The sequence below is a fragment of the Mycobacterium sp. IS-1496 genome (assembly GCF_001499995.1).
GTDB lineage: Bacteria > Actinomycetota > Actinomycetes > Mycobacteriales > Mycobacteriaceae > Mycobacterium.
The window spans coordinates 35,725-56,096 of the sequence record NZ_LQIU01000029.1 but is presented as its reverse complement, the minus strand read 5'-3'; the positions used below and the strand labels follow the sequence as shown (position 1 = coordinate 56,096).

The following is a 20,372-nucleotide window of genomic DNA, read 5'->3' as shown; positions in this document are numbered from 1 at the left end:
TCCCTACGCCCGGCTGATCGCCTCCACCGGTGACAGCGTCACCACCTACGGCGAACCGTGGAACATGAACTGACACCTGTACGTCACGAAACAGCCCCCGGAGGAATCCGGGGGCTGTTCTCGTCTCGCGTCAGTGCCTGTCGGCGCTGGTGGTCTCGGCGGTGTCGGGGGTGGGACCTGTCCCGGGGCCGGTGACCTGTCGCGGCGTGCCGCTGGTGTCGGCGAGGATGTTGCGGATCTCGGTGAGCAGGCTCAGTTCGGTGTCCTGGGCCTGCTCGACCTTGCCCCGTTCGCGCAGCTTCTTGTAGGGCAGGATGATCAGGAAGTACACCACCGCCGCGATCAGCAGGAAGTTGATGATCGCCGACAGCAGCACGTTGAGGTCGATGGTCTGACCGCCGCCGATGTTGATCCGCAGGATGCCGTAGTCCGCATCACCACCTGCGCCGATGCGGCTGATCAGCGGTTCGATGACGCTGTTGGTGAACGCCGTGACCAGCCCGGTGAACGCGGTGCCGATGACCACCGCGGTCGACAGATCGATGATGTTCCCCCGGGCGAGGAACTCCTTGAAGCCTTTCAACATGCGTAGAACCCCCGATTCCATGAGTGGGACGGCTGACAGTGCGCAACGTTAGACCCCGCGCCGCCCGCTCAGTGGAAGGTCAGGGTCACCGCCTGCGTCAGCGACGCGCCCGCCACCTCATTGGCCGCTTGCACCGGCAGAGCCACCAGAACCGCGCGTTCGCCGGCCGCGCCAGGGCCCTGTCGCTTCTCCGACACCAGCACCACCACCGCGCGGGTGGCGATCACGCGGGGCGCCGCGTCCGCGCCCGTATCGGATGTCGGAGCCGCGAGAACGTCCACCACGTCGCCTGTTCTCACCAGGTCGACCAGCGCGCCGTCGGCCAACTGCAGTGACACGATGCGCGCGTTCGGTCCGGCGGCGGCCTCCGCGATCCGCGGTCCGAGCACCCGGACGTCGGTGAGCACCTCGCCGCGGCGGGTGGGTCCGGCGACGGTCGATCCGATCACTGAGGCCCGGTCGGCGGCGGCGCCGTCCGGAACGGTCGTCAGCGGGCGTCGCTCCACCCGCAGATGTGCCTCAGCCAGTTCCGTGCCGGGTGCAAGGTCAGCCGCGGCAACGACGACGTCGACCTGATCGCCGTCGGGATCCGACCGCAGGGCCGCGACCGCGGCGAGCAGCACCAGCGCCGCCGCGGCGACGCGGCGCGCGGGCACCGTGCGGCTCCAGTCCGGCCGCAGGCCGGTCAGCCGCGAAAGCGGTGTCGGGTCGAGTGCTTCCCCCATGCCGCCACGCTAGGCAGCGACCGGCCCGGCGCGCGCGTGTTCGGCGCGGGCCTGTGGATAACTTCGGATTCAGCTGGAGGCGGCGGCGGGGGCGGCGGTGCTCGACGAAGAACTCGACGACGAAGAACTCGACGACGAAGAGCTCGACGAGGAATCGCTCGACGACGCCGAGCTGGACTTCTCCGAGGAACTCGTCGACTCGGAAGAGCTCTTGGCCGAGCCGTTGCTCGACGTCTTCGCGGTCTCGCGGCTGTCGGTGCGGTAGAAGCCGCTGCCCTTGAACACCACGCCCACCTTGCCGAAGAGCTTGCGGAGCCGGCCGCTGCACTTGGGGCATTCGGTCAGCGCATCGTCGCTGAACGCCTGCACGGCATCGAACCGATTGCCGCATTCGGTGCACGCATAGGAATAGGTAGGCACGAAAACCTCCGAGGTCGTCAAACTTGTTAGCACTCTACCGGCTCAAGTGCTAGAACCGCTACGCGGTCACTGTGATTCCCGCAGAGCGACCAAACCACACCCCGGCGTGGCCACGTGCGTCATCCGCACGTCGTGGGCTTCGCTGGGAACCCGTTCGACGAATTCCTCGTCACGCACGACCGCCACCAGCAGCGCCGCCGGGTCCGCCCGCCCCAGCGAGCGGTCGTAGAACCCGGCCCCGCGGCCCAGGCGCACCCCGGAGCGGTCCACCGCCAGGGCCGGGATCAGCACCACGTCGGCGTCGGCCACCGCATCAGCCCCCAGCCACGGCGCCGCCGGTTCCCTCAGGCCGAACTGCGCGTCGATCAGACGGCCTCGGTGGTACTTACCCCACCGCAGCGGCGTCGGGGCGCCGGCCTCGTCGTGGCGCGCCACCGGCAGCAGGACCCGTGCACCGCGCGCCAGCAGTTCGTCCAGCATGGCGAGCGATCCCGGCTCGGAGCCGATCGGCACATAAGCGCACACGGTTCGCCCGGGCGCGGCGATTTCAGCAAGGTGCGTGGCGAGCGCCGCCGCCTCCCGCTCGTGCGCCTCCGGCGTCACTTTGCGGCGCGCCCGCAGCACCTGCGCACGCATCTCGGCCTTGTTCGGCGACGTCACGCTCTCCACGATGACATCCCGCCCGCGGAATTCAGGTGCCGCCATAACCGGTTCAACCTGCGCCCAACGGTTAATCTGTCTGCGATGAGCCGGCCAGAAGTACCCATTCCGTATACCGCTGTCGTGCCCGCCGCAGGCCTTGGCACACGTTTCCTCCCCGCCACCAAGACGGTGCCCAAGGAATTGCTGCCGGTGGTGGACACTCCCGGAATCGAATTGGTGGCCGCGGAGGCCGCCGAGGCGGGCGCTGAACGGCTCGTCATCATCACCTCTGAGGGCAAGGACGGCGTGGTCGCGCATTTCGTCGAGGACCTGGTGCTCGAGGGAACCCTCGAGGCCCGCGGCAAGAAGACGATGCTCGAGAAGGTCCGTCGCGCACCCGCGTTGATCAAGGTGGAGTCGGTGGTGCAGGCCGAACCGCTCGGCCTCGGTCATGCCGTCAGTTGCGTCGAGCCCTCGCTGTCCGACGACGAGGATGCGATCGCGGTGCTGCTGCCCGACGACCTCGTGCTGCCGACCGGTGTGCTCGAGACGATGTCGAAGGTGCGCGCCAAACGCGGCGGCTCGGTGCTGTGCGCGATCGAGGTGCCGACCGAGAAGATCAGCGCCTACGGCGTCTTCGACGTCGAGGAGGTACCCGACGCCGCCAACCCCAACGTGCTGCGCGTCAAGGGGATGGTCGAGAAACCCAAGGCCGAGGACGCGCCGTCGCCCTACGCCGCCGCCGGCCGCTATGTTCTGGACCGCGCGATCTTCGATGCGCTGCGCCGGGTGAAGCGCGGTGCGGGCAACGAGATCCAGCTGACCGACGCGATCGCGCTGCTGATCGAGGAGGGCCACCCCGTTCACGTGGTGGTGCACCGCGGAACCCGACACGACCTGGGAAATCCCGGCGGCTACCTCAAGGCTGCGGTTGACTTTGCGTTGGAACGCGACGACTACGGCCCCGAGCTGCGGCAGTGGTTGGTCGAGCGATTGGGCCTGACCGAGGACTGAGAACTGCGCGACAGGCCCGACTGAGGTGGAGAAAGGCGTGTTGTGCGTTCGGTTGAGGAGCAGCAGGCTCGGATAGCGGCTGCCGCGGTGGCGCCGCGACCGGTACGGGTCGCCATCGCCGAAGCCCAGGGTCTGATGTGCGCCGAAGAGGTGGTCACCGAGCGGCCCATGCCCGGGTTCGATCAGGCCGCGATCGACGGCTACGCGGTGCGCAGCGTGGATGTTCTCGGTGTCGGCGGCGGTGTGGGGGCGGACGACCACGACGGCCGTGACGTCAGCCTGCCCGTGATGGCCATGATCGAGGCGGGTGCCCGGACCCCGAGCCGGTTGCAGCCCCGGCAGGCCGCGCGGGTGCAGACCGGCGCGCCGATGCCGACGCTGGCCGATGCGGTCCTGCCGCTGCGGTGGACCGACGGGGGCGCGAACCGGGTGCGGGTGCTGCGCGGGGTGCGGTCCGGCGCGTATGTCCGCCGTGCCGGCGACGACGTACAGCCCGGTGACGTGGCGGTGCGCGCGGGCACCATCATCGGCGCGGCGCAGGTCGGACTGTTGGCGGCTGTCGGACGTGAGCGGGTGCTGGTCCACCCGCGGCCGCGGCTGTCGGTGATGAGCGTGGGCGGCGAGCTCGTCGACATCTCGCGCACCCCGGGCAACGGCCAGGTCTACGACGTGAACTCGTACGCGCTGGCCGCCGCGGGTCGCGATGCCGGTGCCGAGGTCAACCGCGTCGGAATCGTCGACACCGAGCCCGTCCGGCTGCGCGAAGTCGTCGAGGGGCAGCTCAACCGGGCCGAGATCGTCGTCATCGCCGGGGCGGTCGGCGGCGCCGCGGCCGAGTCGGTCCGCACGGTGCTCTCGGAGCTGGGCGAGATGGAGGTGTCGCGGATCGCGATGCACCCCGGTTCGGTGCAGGGCTTCGGTCAGCTGGGCCGCGACCGGGTTCCGGTGTTCCTGTTGCCCGCCAACCCGGTCAGCGCGCTGGTGGTCTTCGAGGTCATGGTGCGGCCGTTGATCCGGTTGTCGCTGGGCAAGCGGGCACCGATGCGCCGCATCGTCGAGGCCCGCGCCCTGTCGCCGATCACCTCGGTGTCGGGCCGCAAGGGCTATCTGCGCGGCCAGCTGATGCGCGACCAGGACACCGGCGAATACCTCGTCCAGGCGCTCGGCGGCGCCCCCGGCGCCTCGTCGCACCTCCTCGCCACGCTGGCCGAGGCAAACTGTCTGGTGATCGTGCCGACGGACGTCGACGAGGTCCGTACCGGTGAGACCGTGGACGTCGCCTTCCTGGCGCAACGCGGCTGACCCGATTAGAGGTGAACCTGCTGCGGTCGAGTTCTCTACATCCCGGATGGCCGATGCCGGTGGGCCCGTTGCGGGTGCCCGCCGGTGTGGTGCGGCTGCGTCCGGTCCGGCTGCGCGACGCCGCACAGTGGAGCCGCATCCGGCTGGCCGACCGCGCGCATCTGGAACCGTGGGAACCGGTGACCGGGGTGGATTGGGAAGTGCGACACGCGTTTTCGTCGTGGCCCTCGGTGTGTTCGACGCTGCGGTCGGAGGCCCGCAAAGGGCGGATGCTGCCGTATGTCATCGAAGTCGACGGGCATTTCGCCGGGCAGTTGACCATCGGCAACGTCACCCACGGCGCACTGCGCTCGGCGTGGATCGGCTACTGGGTGGCCAGTGAGCGCATCGGCGGGGGAGTGGCGACCGCGGCGCTGGCGCTCGGCGTGGACCACTGCTTCGGACCGGTGATGCTGCACCGGGTCGAGGCGACCGTGCGACCGGAGAACGCGCCGAGCCGCCGGGTGCTGGCAAAGGTCGGCTTCCGCGAGGAGGGTCTGCTCAAACGCTATCTCGACGTCGACGGCGGATGGCGTGACCACCTGCTGGTGGCGATCACCGTCGAGGAACTCAGCGGGTCGGCGTCATCGACGCTGGTGCGGTCCGGGCGCGCCGACTGGGCCTGACGGCTGTTACTGATGTGACACGTGTGACTAGTGGTGCTTGTCACAAGCGAATTACAGGTGTGTAATTGTCTCGGCGCGTCGACCCCAGGCGCGCTGGTCATCCGACCTAGCCTGTAGGGGAAAGGAGCAGGCGAAATGCCAAGCATCCCCCAATCTCTGCTGTGGATCTCGCTCGTGGTGCTCTGGCTCTTCGTGCTGGTGCCCATGCTGGTGAGCAAGCGCGATGCCGTGCGGCGCACGAGTGACGTCGCCTTGGCCACCCGCGTGCTGAACTCCGGGCAGAGTGCTCGACTGCTCCGCCGGTCCGGTCCGGCCGCCGGCCACCACTCCGATCCGGACTGGCGCCCCTCCGCCGAGGAGGTCGAGGACGAACCCCTCGACGACGAACCTGCGGGCACCGTGGTGTTGGCTGCCGCGCCGCAGCGCGACGCCGAACCCGACTACCTCGACGTCGACATCGTCGAAGAGGACTCCGGTGCGCTGCCCGTCGGGTCCGCGGCCGACCAGCCACTCGAGGACATCCTGCCGACCTCGGCCGCGGCCGAGGTAGAGGATGAGTCCGAGGTCGAGGATGAGGCCGACGACGAATCCGACCGTCTCGCAGAGGATTCGGACCACGCCGACAACGACGACCACACCGACTACGGCGACCACACCGACTACGGCGACCACGCCGAGGACGGCACCGAAGACGAGTACGAGTACGTGCCGGACTCGTCGGGGATCGAGACCGCCCCGGAGTCCGAACAGGCCGAGGACGTGATCGGTGCGGCGCGCAGACGGCGCTACGAGTCGAAGACCGCCGAGGCCGTCAGCGCCCGCAAGTACCGGTTCCGCAAGCGGATGGTGACCTCGATGGCGGTCGCACTGCTGGCGTCGGCCGTGCTCGCCTACCTCGTCGCGCCGTGGGCGTGGTGGCTGTGCGGGGCGGTGGGCGTGGTGACCGCCCTCTACCTCGGTTACCTGCGCAGGCAGACCCGTATCGAGGAGCAGGTGCGGCGCAGGCGCGCCCAGCGCATCCGCCGCTCCCGGCTGGGTGTGGAGAACACCGACGACCCGGAACTGGACGTGGTGCCCGCGCGCCTGCGCAGGCCCGGCGCGGCGGTGCTGGAGATCGACGATGAGGACCCGATCTTCGAGCACCTCGACGAGGTGGCGTTCGCCCGGCACTTCGACCTGCCCAAGGCCGCGGGGCAGTAGGTCGGTTTCGACCGGTGCGTGACGGCTGGTAGCCTTTCGTTCCGGTATCAGGGGCTATGGCGCAGTTGGTAGCGCGACTCGTTCGCATCGAGTAGGTCAGGGGTTCGATTCCCCTTAGCTCCACTTCACAGGGCCGGCTTCGGCGGCCGTTCTCCTCCCCGCCACATCGATGTCGATTCGATGCCGGAATCCGGCCTCGAAAATTCACAGAATCTGATACGTCCGTGCAGGTGCGGGGTATGTCCTTCCCTGATAATCTTCGTCAGCGCGCTTGACGTGAACAGTCCCGGGAGCTGATCCCGCAGAGAAAGGGGAGGCAGATGGCCGAACACGCCGAAGCCCTCGTCCGCAGAACCAAGAAGCTGGGCATCCTGGGATTCGGTGCGGTCGCCGTCACCGGAGCCTTCTTGGCGTTCGGAGCCGGTACGGCCGGCGCGGACGTCGAGGACGTCGAGGGTGACCCCGCGGCGCCGTCCGCATTCCCCGTCGCAGAAGACGGCATCCGCGTCGCCGATCCCGGTGTCGTGAACGCCGGTCCGTCCGAGGTGCGCGCGGCAGACGTCAACGCGCCGCTGCCGCCCGCCGGCGGTGAGACGAAGGACTCGCTGCGTGCCGTGCCGTCCATCACCGGTGGCATCGGCTCGTACATCGACTTCGGTCCGTTCGGTGGCGCAGGCGCCCCGATCTGGGATTGGTAACCCCGGCCCAGCCGGTTCAGATCGACGACCAGCGCTCGGTTCCGTTTCGACGGGGCCGGGCGCTTCTCGTTGTGCGCAAGACGTCACCGGCCTTTCCTTGGCGGGCCCCGCGCGTGCGCCGTAGCCTCGGACGCATGGCCGGTGCGACTGCCGCCCGCGCGGACGATCTCGCGGAACTGGACTTCTTCGCCGGCTGCTCCCCCGAGAACCTGGAGCCGTTGGCCGCGCAGCTGCGGCCGCTGACCGCGGCGCCCGGCGAGATCCTGATGCGCCAGGGCGAACACGCGGTGTCGTTCCTACTGATCTGTTCCGGCCGGGTCCAGGTGAGCCACACCGGCGCGGAGGGGCTACACGCCGTCGTCGACGTCCACCACGGCATGATCGTCGGCGAGATCGCACTGATGCGCGAGACCCCGCGCACGGCCACCGTCATCGCGCTCGACGAGGTGACCGGCTGGGTCGGTGCCCACGAAGCCTTCGCCACCATGCTCGAAGTGCCGACCATGATGGCCAAGCTCGTCCGCCTGGCTCGTCAGCGACTCGCGGCGTTCGTCGCCCCCATCCCCCTCACGGTGCGTGACGGATCTGAGTTCTTCATTCGTCCGGTGCTTCCCGGCGACAACGAACGCACCATCAACGGTCCGGTCGAGTTCTCGAGCGAGACCCTCTACCGGCGGTTCCAGTCGGCCCGTAAACCCACACCCCGGTTGATGGCCTATTTGTTCGAGGTCGATTACGCCGACCACTTCGTCTGGGTGATGACCGACGGCGCCGACGGGCCGGTCGTCGCCGATGCGCGGTTCGTCCGCGACGAGGGCGATCCCGCCACTGCCGAGGTGGCGTTCACCGTGGGCGACGACTACCAGGGCCGCGGCATCGGCACCGCCCTGATGTACGCGCTCGTCGTCGCGGCGAGCTACGACGGGGTCCGCCGGTTCACCGCCCGGGTCCTGACCGACAACTACGCGATGCGCCGGATTCTCGACCGGTTCGGGGCGAAGTGGCACCGGGACGATCTCGGCGTGGTCACCACCACCGTCGACGTACCCGATCCCGCCACGTTGCCGTTCCCGCCCGAACTGACCGCCCAGATCCGCGACGTCACCCGTCAGGTCATCCGGGCCGTCGGCTGATGGGACGGCCGCCGCTGACCAAGGACACCCGGCTGTGCATCTCGCTGGCCGGCCGTCCGAGCAACATCGGCACCCGCTTCCACAACCACCTCTATGAGGTGTTGGGTCTGGACTTCCTCTACAAGGCGTTCACCACCACCGACATCGGTGCGGCCGTCGGCGGGGTGCGCGCGCTCGGCATCCGGGGTTGCTCGGTGTCGATGCCGTTCAAACAGGACGTGCTCGCCCTCGTCGACGAGGTCGAGCCGTCCGCGCGAGTCATCAACGCGGTCAACACCATTGTGAACGACGACGGGCACCTGACCGCCGCCAACACCGACTACCTCGCTGTGCAGCGCCTGATCGACCAGTACGCCCTGAACCCCGCTCAGTCCGTGCTCATCCGGGGCAGCGGCGGGATGGCGTCCGCGGTCGGCGCGGCGTTCCGCGACCGTGGGTTCGCCTCAGGGACGCTGGTCGCGCGCAACGAGAGTGCCGGCCGTGCCCTGGCCGAACGCCTCGGCTACGACTACGCCGCCGACGTGGGAGCGCGCGTTGCCGACGTGATCGTCAACGTCACGCCCATCGGGATGGGCGGAGGTCCCGAAGAGCGGCAGCAGGCGTTCGACACGGACACGATCGTCAAAGCTCACACCGTGTTCGACGTCGTCGCGATGCCCGCCGAGACCCCGGTGATCCGCGCCGCCCGTACGGCCGGCGTGGACGTGATCACCGGTGCGGAGGTGGTGGCGCTGCAGGCCGCCGAGCAGTTCGAGCGCTACACCGGTGTGCGGCCCACGCCGGAACAGGTGGCCGAGGCGTCGGCCGTGTCCCGGCAGGGCTGACCGGTCAGGGGGTGATCGTCGTCTGCTCGTCGATCGCCGACGTGGCGTCCATCAGCGGCCCGATCTGGTCCTCGAGGCCGTCGGCGTTGATCTGCAACACGTAGAGCCCGCCGTCACCCGGGATGACCACGGTCTTCTGCGCGATCATGCGCTTTGCGCCGTCGCGGGTGTACGCACCCCCGATCTGGTACGCGTCGAAGCCACCGAGCTCGCTCGGGTTGCCGTCGCCCAGGTTCTCGTAGCCGGGCAGGTTCTTGATCTCGTTGGGGGCGTATTCGAGGATCTTCGCCGGGTCGGCGTCACCGGTGAGCTTCGACATCAGCGCGACGATCGTCGGCGGATCCTCGGACATCGCCGGGTCGGTGAACACCATTGCGCTGTAGGCCCATTCGGGTGCGCGGTCCCCGGCGTCCTGCCACCCCGGAGGCAGCGGCAGGTCGACCGTCGGCGCGCCGGGGGCGCCGCGCTTGACCGGCGCCTCCTCGATCTTGTTGTCGCGGATGTAGTCCACGATCGTGTAGGCGGGCCCCGGCTGATCCGGTGCTGCGCTCTCCGCGGCTGCCGGCGTCTCCGGCGCGCTGGTCGACGTTTCCTCGCCTGCGCTCGACTGCTCGGAGGATGACGAGTCGGAACCACATCCGGCCAGCGTGATGCCGAGCGTGACGGCGAGGGCCGCGACGCCGCCCACCCGCAGTGACGTTGCCATGGCCGTCTCCTCGTCGATCAAGAAAAGTCGGAATGAGCCTACGGTCCGGAGGCTCCCGGTCAGGGACGAAACGCCGCCGGGATCCGTCGGTGTCGTTCGGTTCCCCCGTCTGTCCACGCAGCGCAACGGTCTCGAGGTTTGCGCACTACGGGGGGTTTCAAGCCGAGGTCGATTCCTCCTTTCGGCAAATAATGTGATTCCGTGTGCAAATGTTTTCTCAGGTTTGCTGAGAGCGCAGCACTTTGTGTAGTCAACGATCGATAATTTCTTTGGGAATCACCTGAGAATTGAGGGCGGGAGAACCTCGACTGGTTCGCCTCTACCCGGCAAAATTCTTCTGAGCTGCTGGTGATGTGGGAATTCCGGTTATCTGTCGATGCGGCAGTTACCGGAAGACCCCTCCTGGCACACCTGGGGATATCGGAGGGGCCTTTCTCATGCGTGTTTCTGTCGGTTCGCTGCTGACTGTTGTTGCCGCCATCGCTGGTGCCGTTCTCTTGGCGTTCTCAGGAATGCTCACAGGGATTGTTCAGCTTCTGGCGACGACGGCGTTGATCATGGGCGGCACGGACCACCCGCTGTCGACGCCGCCGGACAGCATCGCCTTCGTGGACGGCTACATGGACGATGCCGTCGACAACTACATCGATCCGGATCCGAACACCGACCTGTCCATCAACAAGGTCGCGGTCATCACGCCGGAGCAGTTCTTTCCCGCATTCGGGTCCATGACGTTCGACGATTCGGTGCAGGAGGGCCGCGACAACCTCAACAACTGCGTGGCCGGGGCTGCGTCGTGTGAGTACAACGAGAGCGCGGCGCTCGGATCGGAGGCGCCGCAGGAGGGCGACAACTTCATCGTCTTCGGCTACTCCCAGAGTGCCGTCATCGCCTCGCTCGTCAAACGCGACCTGATGAAGATCCCGGCCGCACAGGCGCCTAATGTCTCCTTCGTGCTCCTCTCCAACGCGATGCGGCCCAACGGCGGCATCCTGGCGCGCGGTTTCGAGGGCATGACCATCCCGATACTGGGCGTCACCTTCCACGGTCCGACCCCGACCGACTCCTGTGAGGAATCCGGGCCCTGCTACCGGACTGTGGACGTCGCTCAGCAGTACGACTTCATGGGCGGCGACGCCCCGGTCGCGCCGCTCAATGTCGTGGCGATGGCGAATTCGTTGGCGGCCTACTACTACCTGCACGGTGCGGTTCCGCAGAAGTCCCTCGACGATCCGAACGTCATCGACCAGGGCGAGTTCGGCGATACGCAGTACTACCTGATTCCGGCCGAGCGGTTGCCGCTGCTCATGCCGTTCGAGCAGGCCGGTGTCCCCGCGCCCATCCTGGCCGTGCTGGACGCGCCGCTGCGGGTCATCGTCGAAGCCGGCTACGACCGCGAGAGCAGCCCGGGCGAACACGTGCAGTTCCGGCTCCTGCCGATCGGCGATCCGTTCCGCTTCCTGGTGAACCTCGCCCGGTCGGTTCCGGTCGGCATCGACGACGGGTTGCAGGAGGCCGGGCTCGGCCGGGCGCTGGGCACCGAGGACGTCTTCCGGCCGTACGGCGTGGGCGGTGAGGAGCTGCCCCAGCCGGGCGATACTGCCGACGACGAGCCGGCCCTCGAGGCCTCTGGCGCCGACGCCACGGCAGGCAATGCCGAGGTGCCCTCAGAGCCGGTCGGGTCGGAGCCGCCCGCCGGGCCGGCTGCGAACGGCGTGGCCGACGGCGGCCCGCTCGATCAGCGGGAAGGCGATCAGTTGGGCACGCCGAGCGGCGATCCTGTCGTCCCCGCGGCTCCCGCAGAGGTCAAGGAACGTCGGCTCTCCTCAGTGATCCGCGGTCTGACCGAGCGCGACGAGGCCGACGCGCCGAAGCTGCCGTCTGTTCGTCTCCCGGGTGAGCGCGTGGTGCGACGTGTGGTCGAGAGCGTGACGGGCCAGCGTCTCCAGCGGCCCGACGACGCGGGTGGTGCGGCCGAAGGCGGGACGGACGCGGCGAGCAGTGCCGGCGCGGCCGAGAGCGACCCGGGCGCAGCCTGACCGACACGCGGCGCACGTTGTGATATCAACGCGACGTGCGCCGCTTCGCGGTCGTTGTGGCCGTCGCCGTCAGTGTCTCGTCGTGCGGTCAGCCGTCACCTCCACCGCCCGCCCCGTCGACCACCGAAGCGGCCGGTCCCATCGACCCGTCCCGGATGAACCGCGCCCGCTACGAACTGCCGCCGGGATATGAGGTGGCCGAACTGCAGGGACGGGTCGCGCCGCTCGCGCAGTGGGGATACGGCCCGAACTGGTCGGCGGATCCACCGCAGTGCGGTGCGCTCGCCGAACCCCCGGTCGACCCGGCGACGGTACGCGGCTTCTCGGCGTCCGGGGAGGGCGGCATCGTGTACGCGGTGGCGGCGGACGGGGCGATGCCGGTCGACCCCGTGCTGCTCGACGAATGCGGCCGGTGGACCCTGGCGGCCGGGCCGACGACCGGCGCCGTTCGCGGCGCCGATCCGCCCCCGGTGCCCGGGGTCGTCGGTTTCGGCATGGTCGCCGACACCGTCACGGTCGTCGAGGGCGGGACGGAAACCCGTTCGCACGCAGAGACATTCGTGGCCTCCGAGGACGGGCGCCTGGTGTACGTCACCGTCGTCACCGACCCCGGTTCGCCGAGCCCCGCGCTCGACGGCGGTTTCGCCGCGGATCTGCTGACCCGGACCGTGGCGGCGTTGAGGGGCTGAACGCCGGTGGCCCGGTACATTGGCGGCGATGTCCACCCCGAAGAAGCTCGCGGCCACGGCGTGCGTCGGACTGCTCGCCGCATGTGGGCCCGCCCCCGCCGCCGAATCCGATCTCGCCGGCGCCGACATCGCCCGCATCTCAGAGGTCAAGGCGACGTTCGGGGACCGGTTCCAGTACCGCGACATCGCACCGACGGGCATCGACCCGAAATTGCTGCAACCTCAGAAGATGCCGCCCGGCATGACGTTTCAGCCCCCGGACTGCGCGAAGTTCGCCGAAGGACAGCTGCCCGAGGCGGATCTGAAGGGCAACATGGCCGCCGCCACCGCCGAGGGTGAGGGCAACCGGTTCATCGCCCTCGCCGTCGAGACCAACGAACCGGTACCGGTCACCGAGCCGGGCGACTCCTGCAAGAAGGTCGAGTTCAGCGGGCCGGGACTGCGCGGCGCCGTCGAGGTCGTGGAGGCGCCGCACATCGACGGTGCGCAGACCAGCGGCACGCATCGCGTCCTGCAGACCGTGGTGGCCGGCGCACCGCGCATCGGTGAGCTGTACAACTACACCGCACGCTTCGGGTCCTACATGGTGATCGTGACGGCCAATCCCCTCGTCACGCCGGACAAGCCGGTGGCGCCGGTGAACACCGAACGGGCCCGCCGCCTGCTCGTCGACGCGGTGGCCGCCGTACAGGGCTGACCGGTCACCGCACGTCGTGCGGCCGGAACTGGATGCTGATCCGGGGGCCGGTCGGACGGGTGGTCTTCGGGATCGCGTGTTCCCATGTGCGCTGGCAGGATCCGCCCATCACGAGCAGGTCGCCGTGGTGGTGCTGGATGCGCAGCGACGGCCCGCCGCCGCGCGGCCGCAGCGCGAAGACCCGGGTGGCGCCGAGGCCGACGATCGCGACCATCGTGTCCTCGCGGCTGCTTCGGCCGATGTTGTCGCCGTGCCAGGCGACGCTGTCGTTGCCGTCGCGGTACAGGCACAGGCCGGCGGTCGTGAAGGGTTCGCCGAGTTCGCCGCCGTAGGTGTCGTTGAGCCGTCGGCGCATCTGTTTGAGGCGTGGATGCGGCGCCTCGTCCTCGACGAGGTTGTGGAAGCTCAGCAGCCGCGGCACGTCGAGCACCCGGTCGTACATCTGTCTGCGTTCGGCCCGCCACGGGATGCCCTCGCGCAGTTCCTCGAACAGGGTGTCGGCATCGGTCAGCCAGCCCGACCGGACGTCGAGCCATGCGCCGTTGCCGAGTGCGCGGCGCTCCGCGTGCTCGAAAAGCGAGCCCTGTAGAGCCAGCTCCATGGGAGCCAGTGTATCGCACACGCGTTCGACTCCTCAGAGACGAACGGGTCCGGGTCCGCTCCCTGCCAGGACGTCACCGGGATTGGCGAGGCTGCACGTCTTGAGGCTGAGGCAGCCGCAGCCGATGCAGCCGGCCAGGTTGTCGCGCAGTCGCTGCAGGTGCAGGATCCGCTCGTCGAGGTCCGCGCGCCAGCTCTCGGAGAGCTTCGCCCAGTCCTTGCTCGTCGGCACGCGGTCGGTGGGCAGGGTGGCCAGCGCCGCGCGGATGCGGGCCAGCGGGATGCCGAGCCGTTGCGACATCCGGATGAAGGCGACGCGCCGTAGCGTCTCGCGCGCGTAGCGGCGCTGGTTGCCCGCGGTGCGCCGGCTGGTGATGAGGCCTTCGCGTTCATAGAAGTGCAGCGCCGAGACCGCGACACCGCTGCGGGCCGACATCTCGCTCGGGGTCAGCTCATGGCCGTCCATGACCTGAACAATACTTCAGGTCTCGGCACGGAGGCGTTGGCGCTACGGTGCTAGATGTGACACTGGGCTGCGATTCCGAGGTCGGCACGCTGCGTGTGGTCATCCTGCACCGTCCCGGTGCGGAACTGCAGCGGTTGACCCCGCGCAACAACGACGCGCTGCTGTTCGACGGGCTGCCGTGGGTGTCGCGTGCGCAGGACGAACACGATGCGTTCGCGGACCTGTTGCGCTCCCGCGGTGTCGAGGTGCTGCTGCTGGCGGATCTGCTGGCCGAGGCGCTCGCCAGCGGGGCGGCGCGGATGCACGGTATTGCCGCCGCCGTCGATCCGCGTCGGTTGGGACTGCCTCTGGCGCAAGAACTCTCGGCGTATCTGCGGACGCTTGAGGCGGCTCCGCTGGCGCACGTGCTCGTCGCCGGTATGACGTTCAACGAGTTGCCGTTCGCGGCGAGTGACCTGTCGTTGGTGCGTCGGATGCACCACGGCGGCGATTTCGTGATCGACCCGCTGCCGAACCTGCTGTTCACGCGCGACTCGTCGTTCTGGATCGGCCCGCGGGTGGCGATCACGTCGCTGGCGCTGCCCGCCCGGTCGCGGGAGACGTCGCTGACCGACCTGATCTACGCTCACCATCCGCGGTTCCTCGGCGTGCGACGGGCCTACGAATCGCGGTCGGCTCCGGTCGAAGGCGGTGACGTGTTGTTGCTCGCGCCCGGCGTGGTGGCGGTCGGGGTGGGGGAGCGGACGACGCCCGCGGGCGCGGAGGCGTTGGCGCGCAGCCTGTTCGACGACGATCTCGCGCACACAGTGCTCGCCGTGCCGATCGCCCAGGAGCGGGCGCAGATGCACCTCGACACGGTGTGCACGATGGTCGACGTCGACGCGGTGGTGATGTACCCGAATGTCGTGGACTCGTTGTCGGCGTTCACGATTCGCCGCAACGGCGACGGCGGGGTGCGGATCGACGACGCCGCGCCGTTCGTGAGCGCCGCCGCCGAGGCGATGGGCATCGACAGGTTGCGGGTGATCGATACGGGCCTCGATCCGGTCACGGCGGAACGCGAGCAGTGGGACGACGGGAACAACACGCTCGCGCTGGCGCCGGGTGTCGTGGCCGCCTATGAGCGCAATATGGAAACCAATGCGAGGCTTGCGGATTCGGGTATCGAGGTGCTGCCGATCGCCGCGTCGGAGCTCGGGACGGGCCGGGGTGGGCCGCGGTGCATGTCGTGTCCGGCGGCCCGCGACCCGCTCTGACGCCGCTGGCCTTTGGCGAAGATTGCGCTCACGGCTGTGGTCGCGGCGCCGTTCACAACCGTCAGCGCAATGTCTGCGGTGTCCATCCGCGGCGGGCCAATGCCTCGCGGACCCGGTGGACGACGAACCGCCGGCTGTGCTCCTTGACCACCTTGATGTCGATCCAGCCCTCACCGTCGATCAGCTCCGCCCGCCCGATGTCGTAGACGTACTGATCGCGATCGGTGCTGTGGTGGGCGCCCTCGTAGTCCAACCCGACCTTCGGTTCGTCGTAGCCCATGTCGATGAACGCCTCGCGGTGTCCGTCGCTCACGCGGATCTGCGTGCGCGGCCGCGGAAGTCCCGCGTCGACGAGCGTGAGCCGAAGCGCCGTCTCCTTCGGCGACTGCGCACCACCGTCCATCAGATCGAGCGCGATGCGTGCACGGGGCAATCCGCGCGCTCGCGGATACCGCTCGGCGAGCGCCAGCACCTCCGCCGTCCTGACGCCGGTCGCCCGCGCCAGCGAATCGAGATGGGCGACCGCCTCGTCACGGGGCAGATGCCTCGCCAGATCGAAGGCCGTCCTGCGCGGCGTCGTCACGCGCAGACCCGAGAGATCGAGTATCTCGTCGTCGGCGATCCGCTCGTTCCGGACGATGATCCCGTCCGGGGGCCGTCCACACTGCCAGAGCATCTCGATGGGTGTCGTCGCGTCGACCCACAGCGCGCCGTGTGCCGCGGCGGCGGCGCGACCGGTGATGACGCCGTTTTTGCCGGACCACAGCCAGGCTCCGGCGGCCTTCAGTCGCAGCGACGGTGGCAACTCCTTCGGCGCGTAGACATCGGGGAAGAGCCGGCGGTAGTGCCACCGCAATTGGCCGCGGGTCAGCGCTCCGCTCGCCAGCAGCTCACCGCCCACGACCACCTCCTGCATGGCCTGATGCTGTCGCGCGTCGCCGACAGAACCGCCTGGCAGGTCGAGACTTTGCGTCCAGGGCTGTGGATAACCGCCGGGTCGCAGCCGCCAGTGCAAAAACGAGCGCCGCCGACGGACTCTAGCGCCAGCTCGGCAGCCAGATCTGCATGTTCCACGTCGACTGGCTGATCGGGATGCCCGTGAGAATCGGGAACAGCCACGCGAAGTTCGTGATCACGAGCGCCACATAGCCGGCGACGACGATCAGCCCGAGCGTGCGCCGCTCGGCGTTCTGCCTCGGCGCGTGCAGGATGTCGCCGAGGATCAGCGCGATCGCCATCACCAGGAACGGCGCCATCACCGCCGCGTAGAAGAAGTACATCTGCCGGTCTATGTCGACGAACCACGGCAGGAAGCCGGCCGAATAGCCCACCAGCACAACGGCGTAGCGCCAGTCGCGCTTGACGAACGCCCGCCACACCGCCCAGCCGAGGACCGGCACCGCGATGAACCACATGGCCGGCGTGCCGACCAGCATCACCGCCTTCACACACGACTGCGCGCCACAGCCCGGCACGTCCTGGTTGTCGATCGCGTAGAGCACCGGCCGCAGCGACATCGGCCACGTCCACGGTTTCGACTCCCACGGGTGGTGGTTGCCGTCGGAGTTCGTCAGGCCGGAGTGGAACCGGTAGGCGGCGTACGTGTAATGCCACAGCGACCGCACCGCGTCGGGCACCGGCCACGCGCTGTCCTCGCCGATGGACTGCCCGACCTCATGCCGGTTCACCCCGGTCTCGGAGGCGAACCACGGTGTGTACGACGCCAGGTACACGCCGAACGGGATCAACACCAACGCGTAGAGCGACGGCCCGAGATCCCGCCGGAAGGCCCCGCGCCACGGCCGCGGCACCCGGTACTGCCGCCGCGCCACGATGTCGAGCGTCAGCGTCAGCACACCGAAGAACGCGACGAAGTACAGCCCCGACCACTTCGTGGCGCACGCCAGCCCGAGCAGCACGCCCGCACCGAACCGCCACCACCGCACGCCGAGCCGCGGCCCCCACGGCGTCTCGGCGATCCGGCCCTCGAGCAGCGCGACGTGCATCCGCTCGCGGACCTGGTCGCGGTCGACCATCAGGCAGCCGAACGCCGCGACGACGAACACGGTGAGGAACCCGTCGAGCAGTGCGGTGCGCGACGTGACGAACGTGACGCCGTCGGCGATCAGCAGCAGCCCGGCGATGCCCCCGACGGCCGTCGAACGGCTGATACGCCGCGTGATCCGGGCCACGAGCAGGATCAGCACCACCCCGCACACCGCCCCGGAGAACCGCCAGCCCACGCCGTTGTACCCGAACAGCGCCTCGCCGATCGCGATCAACTGCTTGCCGACGGGCGGGTGCACCACCAGCCCGTAGCCGGGGTTGTCCTCGACGCCGTGGTTGTGCAGCGCCTGCCAGGCCTGCGGGGCGTAGTGCTTCTCGTCGAAGATCGGCGTGCCCGCGTCGGTGGGCGAGCCCAGGTTGAGGAACCGGGTGAGTGCGGCGAGCGCGGTGATCACCGCCGTCATCGCCCAGCCCTGCAGCCGGTCGACAGGTCCGAAGTCGGCCAACGGCATCAGGGGGGCGGGGCTGATGACCGGAACCGCGCGCGGAGCGTCGGTGGCGGGTGCGGTCACGCCTTCAGATCGTAGGCTGTGGGGCATGACCGCCGGTCGTCTGCTGCTCGGCGCCACCCCACTCGGCCAGCCCGGCGACGCCTCGGAGCGGCTCGTGAACGCGCTCGCGCGGGCGGATGTCGTCGCCGCCGAGGACACCCGCAGGGTCCGCCAGCTCGCCCAGTCGCTCGGCGTGCGGCCCGTCGGCAAGGTGCTGAGCCTGTTCGACCAGAACGAGGCGTCACGCGTTCCCGCGCTGGTGGAGGCGATCAAGTCGGGGGCGACGGTGCTGGTGGTCAGCGACGCGGGCATGCCGCTGATCAACGACCCCGGCTACCGCCTGGTGAGCGCTTGCGTGGACGCCGGGCTGACGGTCAGCTGCCTGCCGGGGCCTTCGGCGGTGACGACGGCGCTGGCGGTCTCCGGGCTGCCCGCGGACCGGTTCTGTTTCGAGGGCTTCCCGCCGCGCAAGCACGTCGCCCGCACCGCCTGGCTGCAGGCGCTGAGCTCCGAGCAGCGCACCTGCGTGTTCTTCGAATCGCCCCGCCGACTGCCCGACACCCTGCGCGACGCCGTCGAGGCGCTCGGCGGCGACCGCAGGGCCGTGGTCTGCCGGGAGCTGACGAAGACCCACGAGGAGGTCAGACGCGGCACGCTGGCCGAACTCGCCGACTGGGCCGCCGACGGTGTGCTGGGGGAGATCACCGTGGTCCTCGCGGGTGCGGTGCCGTCCGCCGATCTGGACACCCTCGTCGCCGACGTCAACGACCGCGTCGCGGCAGGCGCGCGCGTGAAGGATGCGTGCGCGGAGGTGATCGCCGCCAATCCCGGGGCTCCGTCGCGGCGTGAGCTCTACGACGCGGTGCTGCGCTCGCGCGGTTAGGACCGGTCGGCGGTGACCGCCACGGACCGGTCTTCGCGCGGCGTCGGCGACCAGGGCCCGACGATGGACGCGGCCTTGTGCAGGCATTCGTCCCATTCGCGGTCCGGATCGGAGTCGGCGGTGATGCCGCCGCCGACGCCGAGCACCGCGGATCCGTCGGCGCCGAACTCGACGGTCCGGATCGCGACGTTCAACTCGCATCCCGCGGCCGGGGAGGCCAGACCGATTGTGCCGCAGTAGATCCCGCGTCGGTTCGGTTCCCAGTGCCGCAGTAGGCTGCGCGCCCGGCCCTTCGGGGTGCCGGTGACCGACGCCGGCGGGAACGTCGCGTCGAGCACCTCGGCCATCGGCAGGCCGGCGTCGACCTGCGCGGTGACGGTCGACACCAGGTGCCAGACCCCGGGCGCCGGGCGGACGGCCAGCAGTTCGGGCACCGTCACGGTCCCGGTCCGGGCGACGCGGCCGAGGTCGTTGCGGACCAGGTCGACGATCATGATGTTCTCCGCCACATCCTTGACCGAGTTCCGCAGCTCGCAGGGGTCCGCCCAGGACGGCAGCGTGCCCTTGATCGGGCTGGAGGTCACCGCCGTACCGCGGCGGCGCAGGAACAGCTCGGGGGACAGCGACGCCACCGCACCCCAGTCACCCGCCAGGTAGGCGGCGCGGGCCGGGGTGGTGCGGCGCACGGTGTCGACGAAGAAGTCCAGCGGGGATCCGCGCAGGCGTCCGGTGAACTGCGTGCACACGCAGGCCTGGTAGACCTCGCCCGCGGCGATCGCGGCGAGGCAGTCGATCACACCGCTGCGGTGGGCGTCGCGATCCGGCGGTGTCCAGTCGATCTCGGGGACCGACGGCGCCGTGGGCCGCCGGACGGCGTCCACGACCCATACGGGAGCCGTTGCCTTGCTGAGGCTTTCGTACCACCAGCAGCCTTCGCGGTCGCGCCGTAGGACGCAGTCCGACCAGCCGCCTGCCGCCGCGGGGATACGCGGGCCCGCTCCGTCGGCGCCCGGGTCGGGATAGGACAGGTAGCCGAACCACCCGCCGCCGACGGCGCGTCCGGCGCCGGGCGTCACGTCGAACACCGAGGTGGCCTCGACGGGCGCGATCGCCACCGACGGGGCGATGACGGCCGTGGCGCCGAACCAGTCCCCGAGCAGCGCGGCGGGCGGGGGGAGGCCGAGCGCGGTTCCGGCCGAGGCGACCGCGGCGAGCACCGAGGGCGCGTCGCCGAGGTCGACGAGCCGCTCGATCCGCACCGCCCCAGCT

At 69.6% G+C, this 20,372-nt stretch carries 22 protein-coding genes, 1 tRNA gene and 1 pseudogene; 14 read left to right on the top strand and 10 right to left on the bottom strand.

The genetic code is table 11. From position 1 onward, the window contains the following. Nucleotides 1–73, top strand: a pseudogene (locus AU195_RS25725) (MspA family porin); the annotation flags it as partial. Nucleotides 74–130: 57 nt separating this feature from the next. On the opposite strand, the gene mscL reads toward AU195_RS25725, so the two are convergent. From mscL to AU195_RS16125, 4 genes are all read right to left on the bottom strand, one after another. Then, the gene (gene mscL, locus AU195_RS16135; protein WP_059160068.1) at nucleotides 131–586 is read right to left on the bottom strand and encodes a large-conductance mechanosensitive channel protein MscL; all 456 of its coding nucleotides are present in this window, start codon (nucleotides 584–586) and stop codon (nucleotides 131–133) included. Nucleotides 587–654: 68 nt separating this feature from the next. Continuing rightward, on the bottom strand, nucleotides 655–1,311 hold the full coding sequence (locus AU195_RS16130; RefSeq protein ID WP_059160067.1) for an SAF domain-containing protein: 657 nt from the start codon (nucleotides 1,309–1,311) through the stop codon (nucleotides 655–657). 69 nt (nucleotides 1,312–1,380) lie between these two features. Beyond that, complete coding sequence (locus AU195_RS25260; RefSeq protein ID WP_082703085.1) at nucleotides 1,381–1,731, bottom strand: FmdB family zinc ribbon protein; 351 nt, start codon at nucleotides 1,729–1,731, stop codon at nucleotides 1,381–1,383. Nucleotides 1,732–1,797: 66 nt separating this feature from the next. Further along, nucleotides 1,798–2,391 (bottom strand): 5-formyltetrahydrofolate cyclo-ligase, encoded by a 594-nt coding sequence (locus AU195_RS16125; RefSeq protein ID WP_059160070.1) that lies wholly within the window; start codon nucleotides 2,389–2,391, stop codon nucleotides 1,798–1,800. Nucleotides 2,392–2,475: 84 nt separating this feature from the next. Here AU195_RS16125 and AU195_RS16120 point away from each other — a divergent pair, with 84 nt between their 5' ends. The 8 genes from AU195_RS16120 to AU195_RS16085 all read left to right on the top strand — a co-directional run bounded on the left by AU195_RS16120 (nucleotide 2,476) and on the right by AU195_RS16085 (nucleotide 9,209). Then, nucleotides 2,476–3,387: a UTP--glucose-1-phosphate uridylyltransferase gene (locus tag AU195_RS16120; RefSeq protein ID WP_059160066.1), complete on the top strand. Its 912-nt coding sequence runs from the start codon at nucleotides 2,476–2,478 to the stop codon at nucleotides 3,385–3,387. A 42-nt stretch (nucleotides 3,388–3,429) separates the two neighbouring features. After that, nucleotides 3,430–4,689, top strand: a complete 1,260-nt coding sequence (glp, locus tag AU195_RS16115; RefSeq protein ID WP_059160065.1) for a molybdotransferase-like divisome protein Glp — start codon at nucleotides 3,430–3,432, stop codon at nucleotides 4,687–4,689. Nucleotides 4,690–4,700: 11 nt separating this feature from the next. Beyond that, nucleotides 4,701–5,354 carry a GNAT family N-acetyltransferase gene (locus AU195_RS16110; protein WP_059160064.1) on the top strand — a complete coding sequence of 218 codons (654 nt, stop codon included), beginning with the start codon at nucleotides 4,701–4,703 and terminating at the stop codon, nucleotides 5,352–5,354. 135 nt (nucleotides 5,355–5,489) lie between these two features. Next, nucleotides 5,490–6,554: a divisome protein SepX/GlpR gene (sepX, locus tag AU195_RS16105; protein WP_059160063.1), complete on the top strand. Its 1,065-nt coding sequence runs from the start codon at nucleotides 5,490–5,492 to the stop codon at nucleotides 6,552–6,554. Between the two features lie 50 nt (nucleotides 6,555–6,604). Continuing rightward, nucleotides 6,605–6,677: transfer RNA gene (locus AU195_RS16100), tRNA-Ala, on the top strand. Between the two features lie 197 nt (nucleotides 6,678–6,874). Then, nucleotides 6,875–7,252: a hypothetical protein gene (locus AU195_RS16095; RefSeq protein WP_059160062.1), complete on the top strand. Its 378-nt coding sequence runs from the start codon at nucleotides 6,875–6,877 to the stop codon at nucleotides 7,250–7,252. Between the two features lie 134 nt (nucleotides 7,253–7,386). Further along, nucleotides 7,387–8,385, top strand: coding sequence for an acetyltransferase Pat (pat, locus tag AU195_RS16090; RefSeq protein WP_059160061.1), 999 nt, complete (start codon nucleotides 7,387–7,389; stop codon nucleotides 8,383–8,385). Further along, nucleotides 8,385–9,209 (top strand): shikimate 5-dehydrogenase, encoded by an 825-nt coding sequence (locus AU195_RS16085; protein ID WP_059160060.1) that lies wholly within the window; start codon nucleotides 8,385–8,387, stop codon nucleotides 9,207–9,209. The genes pat and AU195_RS16085 overlap by 1 nt, the downstream gene beginning before the upstream one ends. A gap of 4 nt (nucleotides 9,210–9,213) precedes the next feature. Here AU195_RS16085 and lpqN read toward each other — a convergent pair whose 3' ends face one another. Next, nucleotides 9,214–9,915 (bottom strand): envelope biogenesis lipoprotein LpqN, encoded by a 702-nt coding sequence (gene lpqN, locus AU195_RS16080; RefSeq protein WP_059160059.1) that lies wholly within the window; start codon nucleotides 9,913–9,915, stop codon nucleotides 9,214–9,216. Nucleotides 9,916–10,427: 512 nt separating this feature from the next. On the opposite strand from lpqN, the gene AU195_RS16075 reads away from it, so the two are divergent. The 3 genes from AU195_RS16075 to AU195_RS16065 are packed head-to-tail and all read left to right on the top strand — an operon-like array spanning nucleotide 10,428 to nucleotide 13,340. Continuing rightward, complete coding sequence (locus AU195_RS16075) at nucleotides 10,428–11,954, top strand: PE-PPE domain-containing protein (RefSeq protein ID WP_286149285.1); 1,527 nt, start codon at nucleotides 10,428–10,430, stop codon at nucleotides 11,952–11,954. Between the two features lie 35 nt (nucleotides 11,955–11,989). Beyond that, nucleotides 11,990–12,643, top strand: a complete 654-nt coding sequence (locus AU195_RS16070; RefSeq protein WP_059160057.1) for a DUF5642 family protein — start codon at nucleotides 11,990–11,992, stop codon at nucleotides 12,641–12,643. A 28-nt stretch (nucleotides 12,644–12,671) separates the two neighbouring features. Next, the gene (locus AU195_RS16065) at nucleotides 12,672–13,340 is read left to right on the top strand and encodes a DUF5642 family protein (RefSeq protein WP_059160056.1); all 669 of its coding nucleotides are present in this window, start codon (nucleotides 12,672–12,674) and stop codon (nucleotides 13,338–13,340) included. Nucleotides 13,341–13,344: 4 nt separating this feature from the next. Here the strand turns inward: AU195_RS16065 and AU195_RS16060 are convergent, their stop codons facing one another. After that, nucleotides 13,345–13,941 carry an alpha-ketoglutarate-dependent dioxygenase AlkB gene (locus AU195_RS16060; RefSeq protein WP_059160055.1) on the bottom strand — a complete coding sequence of 199 codons (597 nt, stop codon included), beginning with the start codon at nucleotides 13,939–13,941 and terminating at the stop codon, nucleotides 13,345–13,347. Between the two features lie 33 nt (nucleotides 13,942–13,974). Continuing rightward, nucleotides 13,975–14,406, bottom strand: coding sequence for a redox-sensitive transcriptional activator SoxR (gene soxR / locus AU195_RS16055; protein WP_059160054.1), 432 nt, complete (start codon nucleotides 14,404–14,406; stop codon nucleotides 13,975–13,977). Between the two features lie 47 nt (nucleotides 14,407–14,453). On the opposite strand from soxR, the gene arcA reads away from it, so the two are divergent. Then, nucleotides 14,454–15,662 (top strand): arginine deiminase, encoded by a 1,209-nt coding sequence (gene arcA / locus AU195_RS16050; protein ID WP_059160053.1) that lies wholly within the window; start codon nucleotides 14,454–14,456, stop codon nucleotides 15,660–15,662. A 61-nt stretch (nucleotides 15,663–15,723) separates the two neighbouring features. Here arcA and AU195_RS16045 read toward each other — a convergent pair whose 3' ends face one another. Together AU195_RS16045 and AU195_RS16040 are read right to left on the bottom strand one after the other, a co-directional pair. Further along, nucleotides 15,724–16,578 (bottom strand): type IV toxin-antitoxin system AbiEi family antitoxin, encoded by an 855-nt coding sequence (locus AU195_RS16045; RefSeq protein ID WP_059160052.1) that lies wholly within the window; start codon nucleotides 16,576–16,578, stop codon nucleotides 15,724–15,726. Between the two features lie 121 nt (nucleotides 16,579–16,699). Further along, on the bottom strand, nucleotides 16,700–18,268 hold the full coding sequence (locus tag AU195_RS16040) for a dolichyl-phosphate-mannose--protein mannosyltransferase (protein ID WP_172800605.1): 1,569 nt from the start codon (nucleotides 18,266–18,268) through the stop codon (nucleotides 16,700–16,702). On the opposite strand from AU195_RS16040, the gene rsmI reads away from it, so the two are divergent. Continuing rightward, nucleotides 18,267–19,103 (top strand): 16S rRNA (cytidine(1402)-2'-O)-methyltransferase, encoded by an 837-nt coding sequence (gene rsmI / locus AU195_RS16035; RefSeq protein WP_059160050.1) that lies wholly within the window; start codon nucleotides 18,267–18,269, stop codon nucleotides 19,101–19,103. The two genes, AU195_RS16040 and rsmI, sit on opposite strands and share 2 nt — an antisense overlap. On the opposite strand, the gene AU195_RS16030 is transcribed toward rsmI, so the two are convergent. After that, a complete protein-coding gene (locus AU195_RS16030) occupies nucleotides 19,100–20,362 on the bottom strand; it encodes an aminodeoxychorismate synthase component I (protein WP_059160049.1) in 1,263 nt (420 codons plus the stop codon). The two genes, rsmI and AU195_RS16030, sit on opposite strands and share 4 nt — an antisense overlap. Nucleotides 20,363–20,372 lie beyond the last annotated feature (10 nt).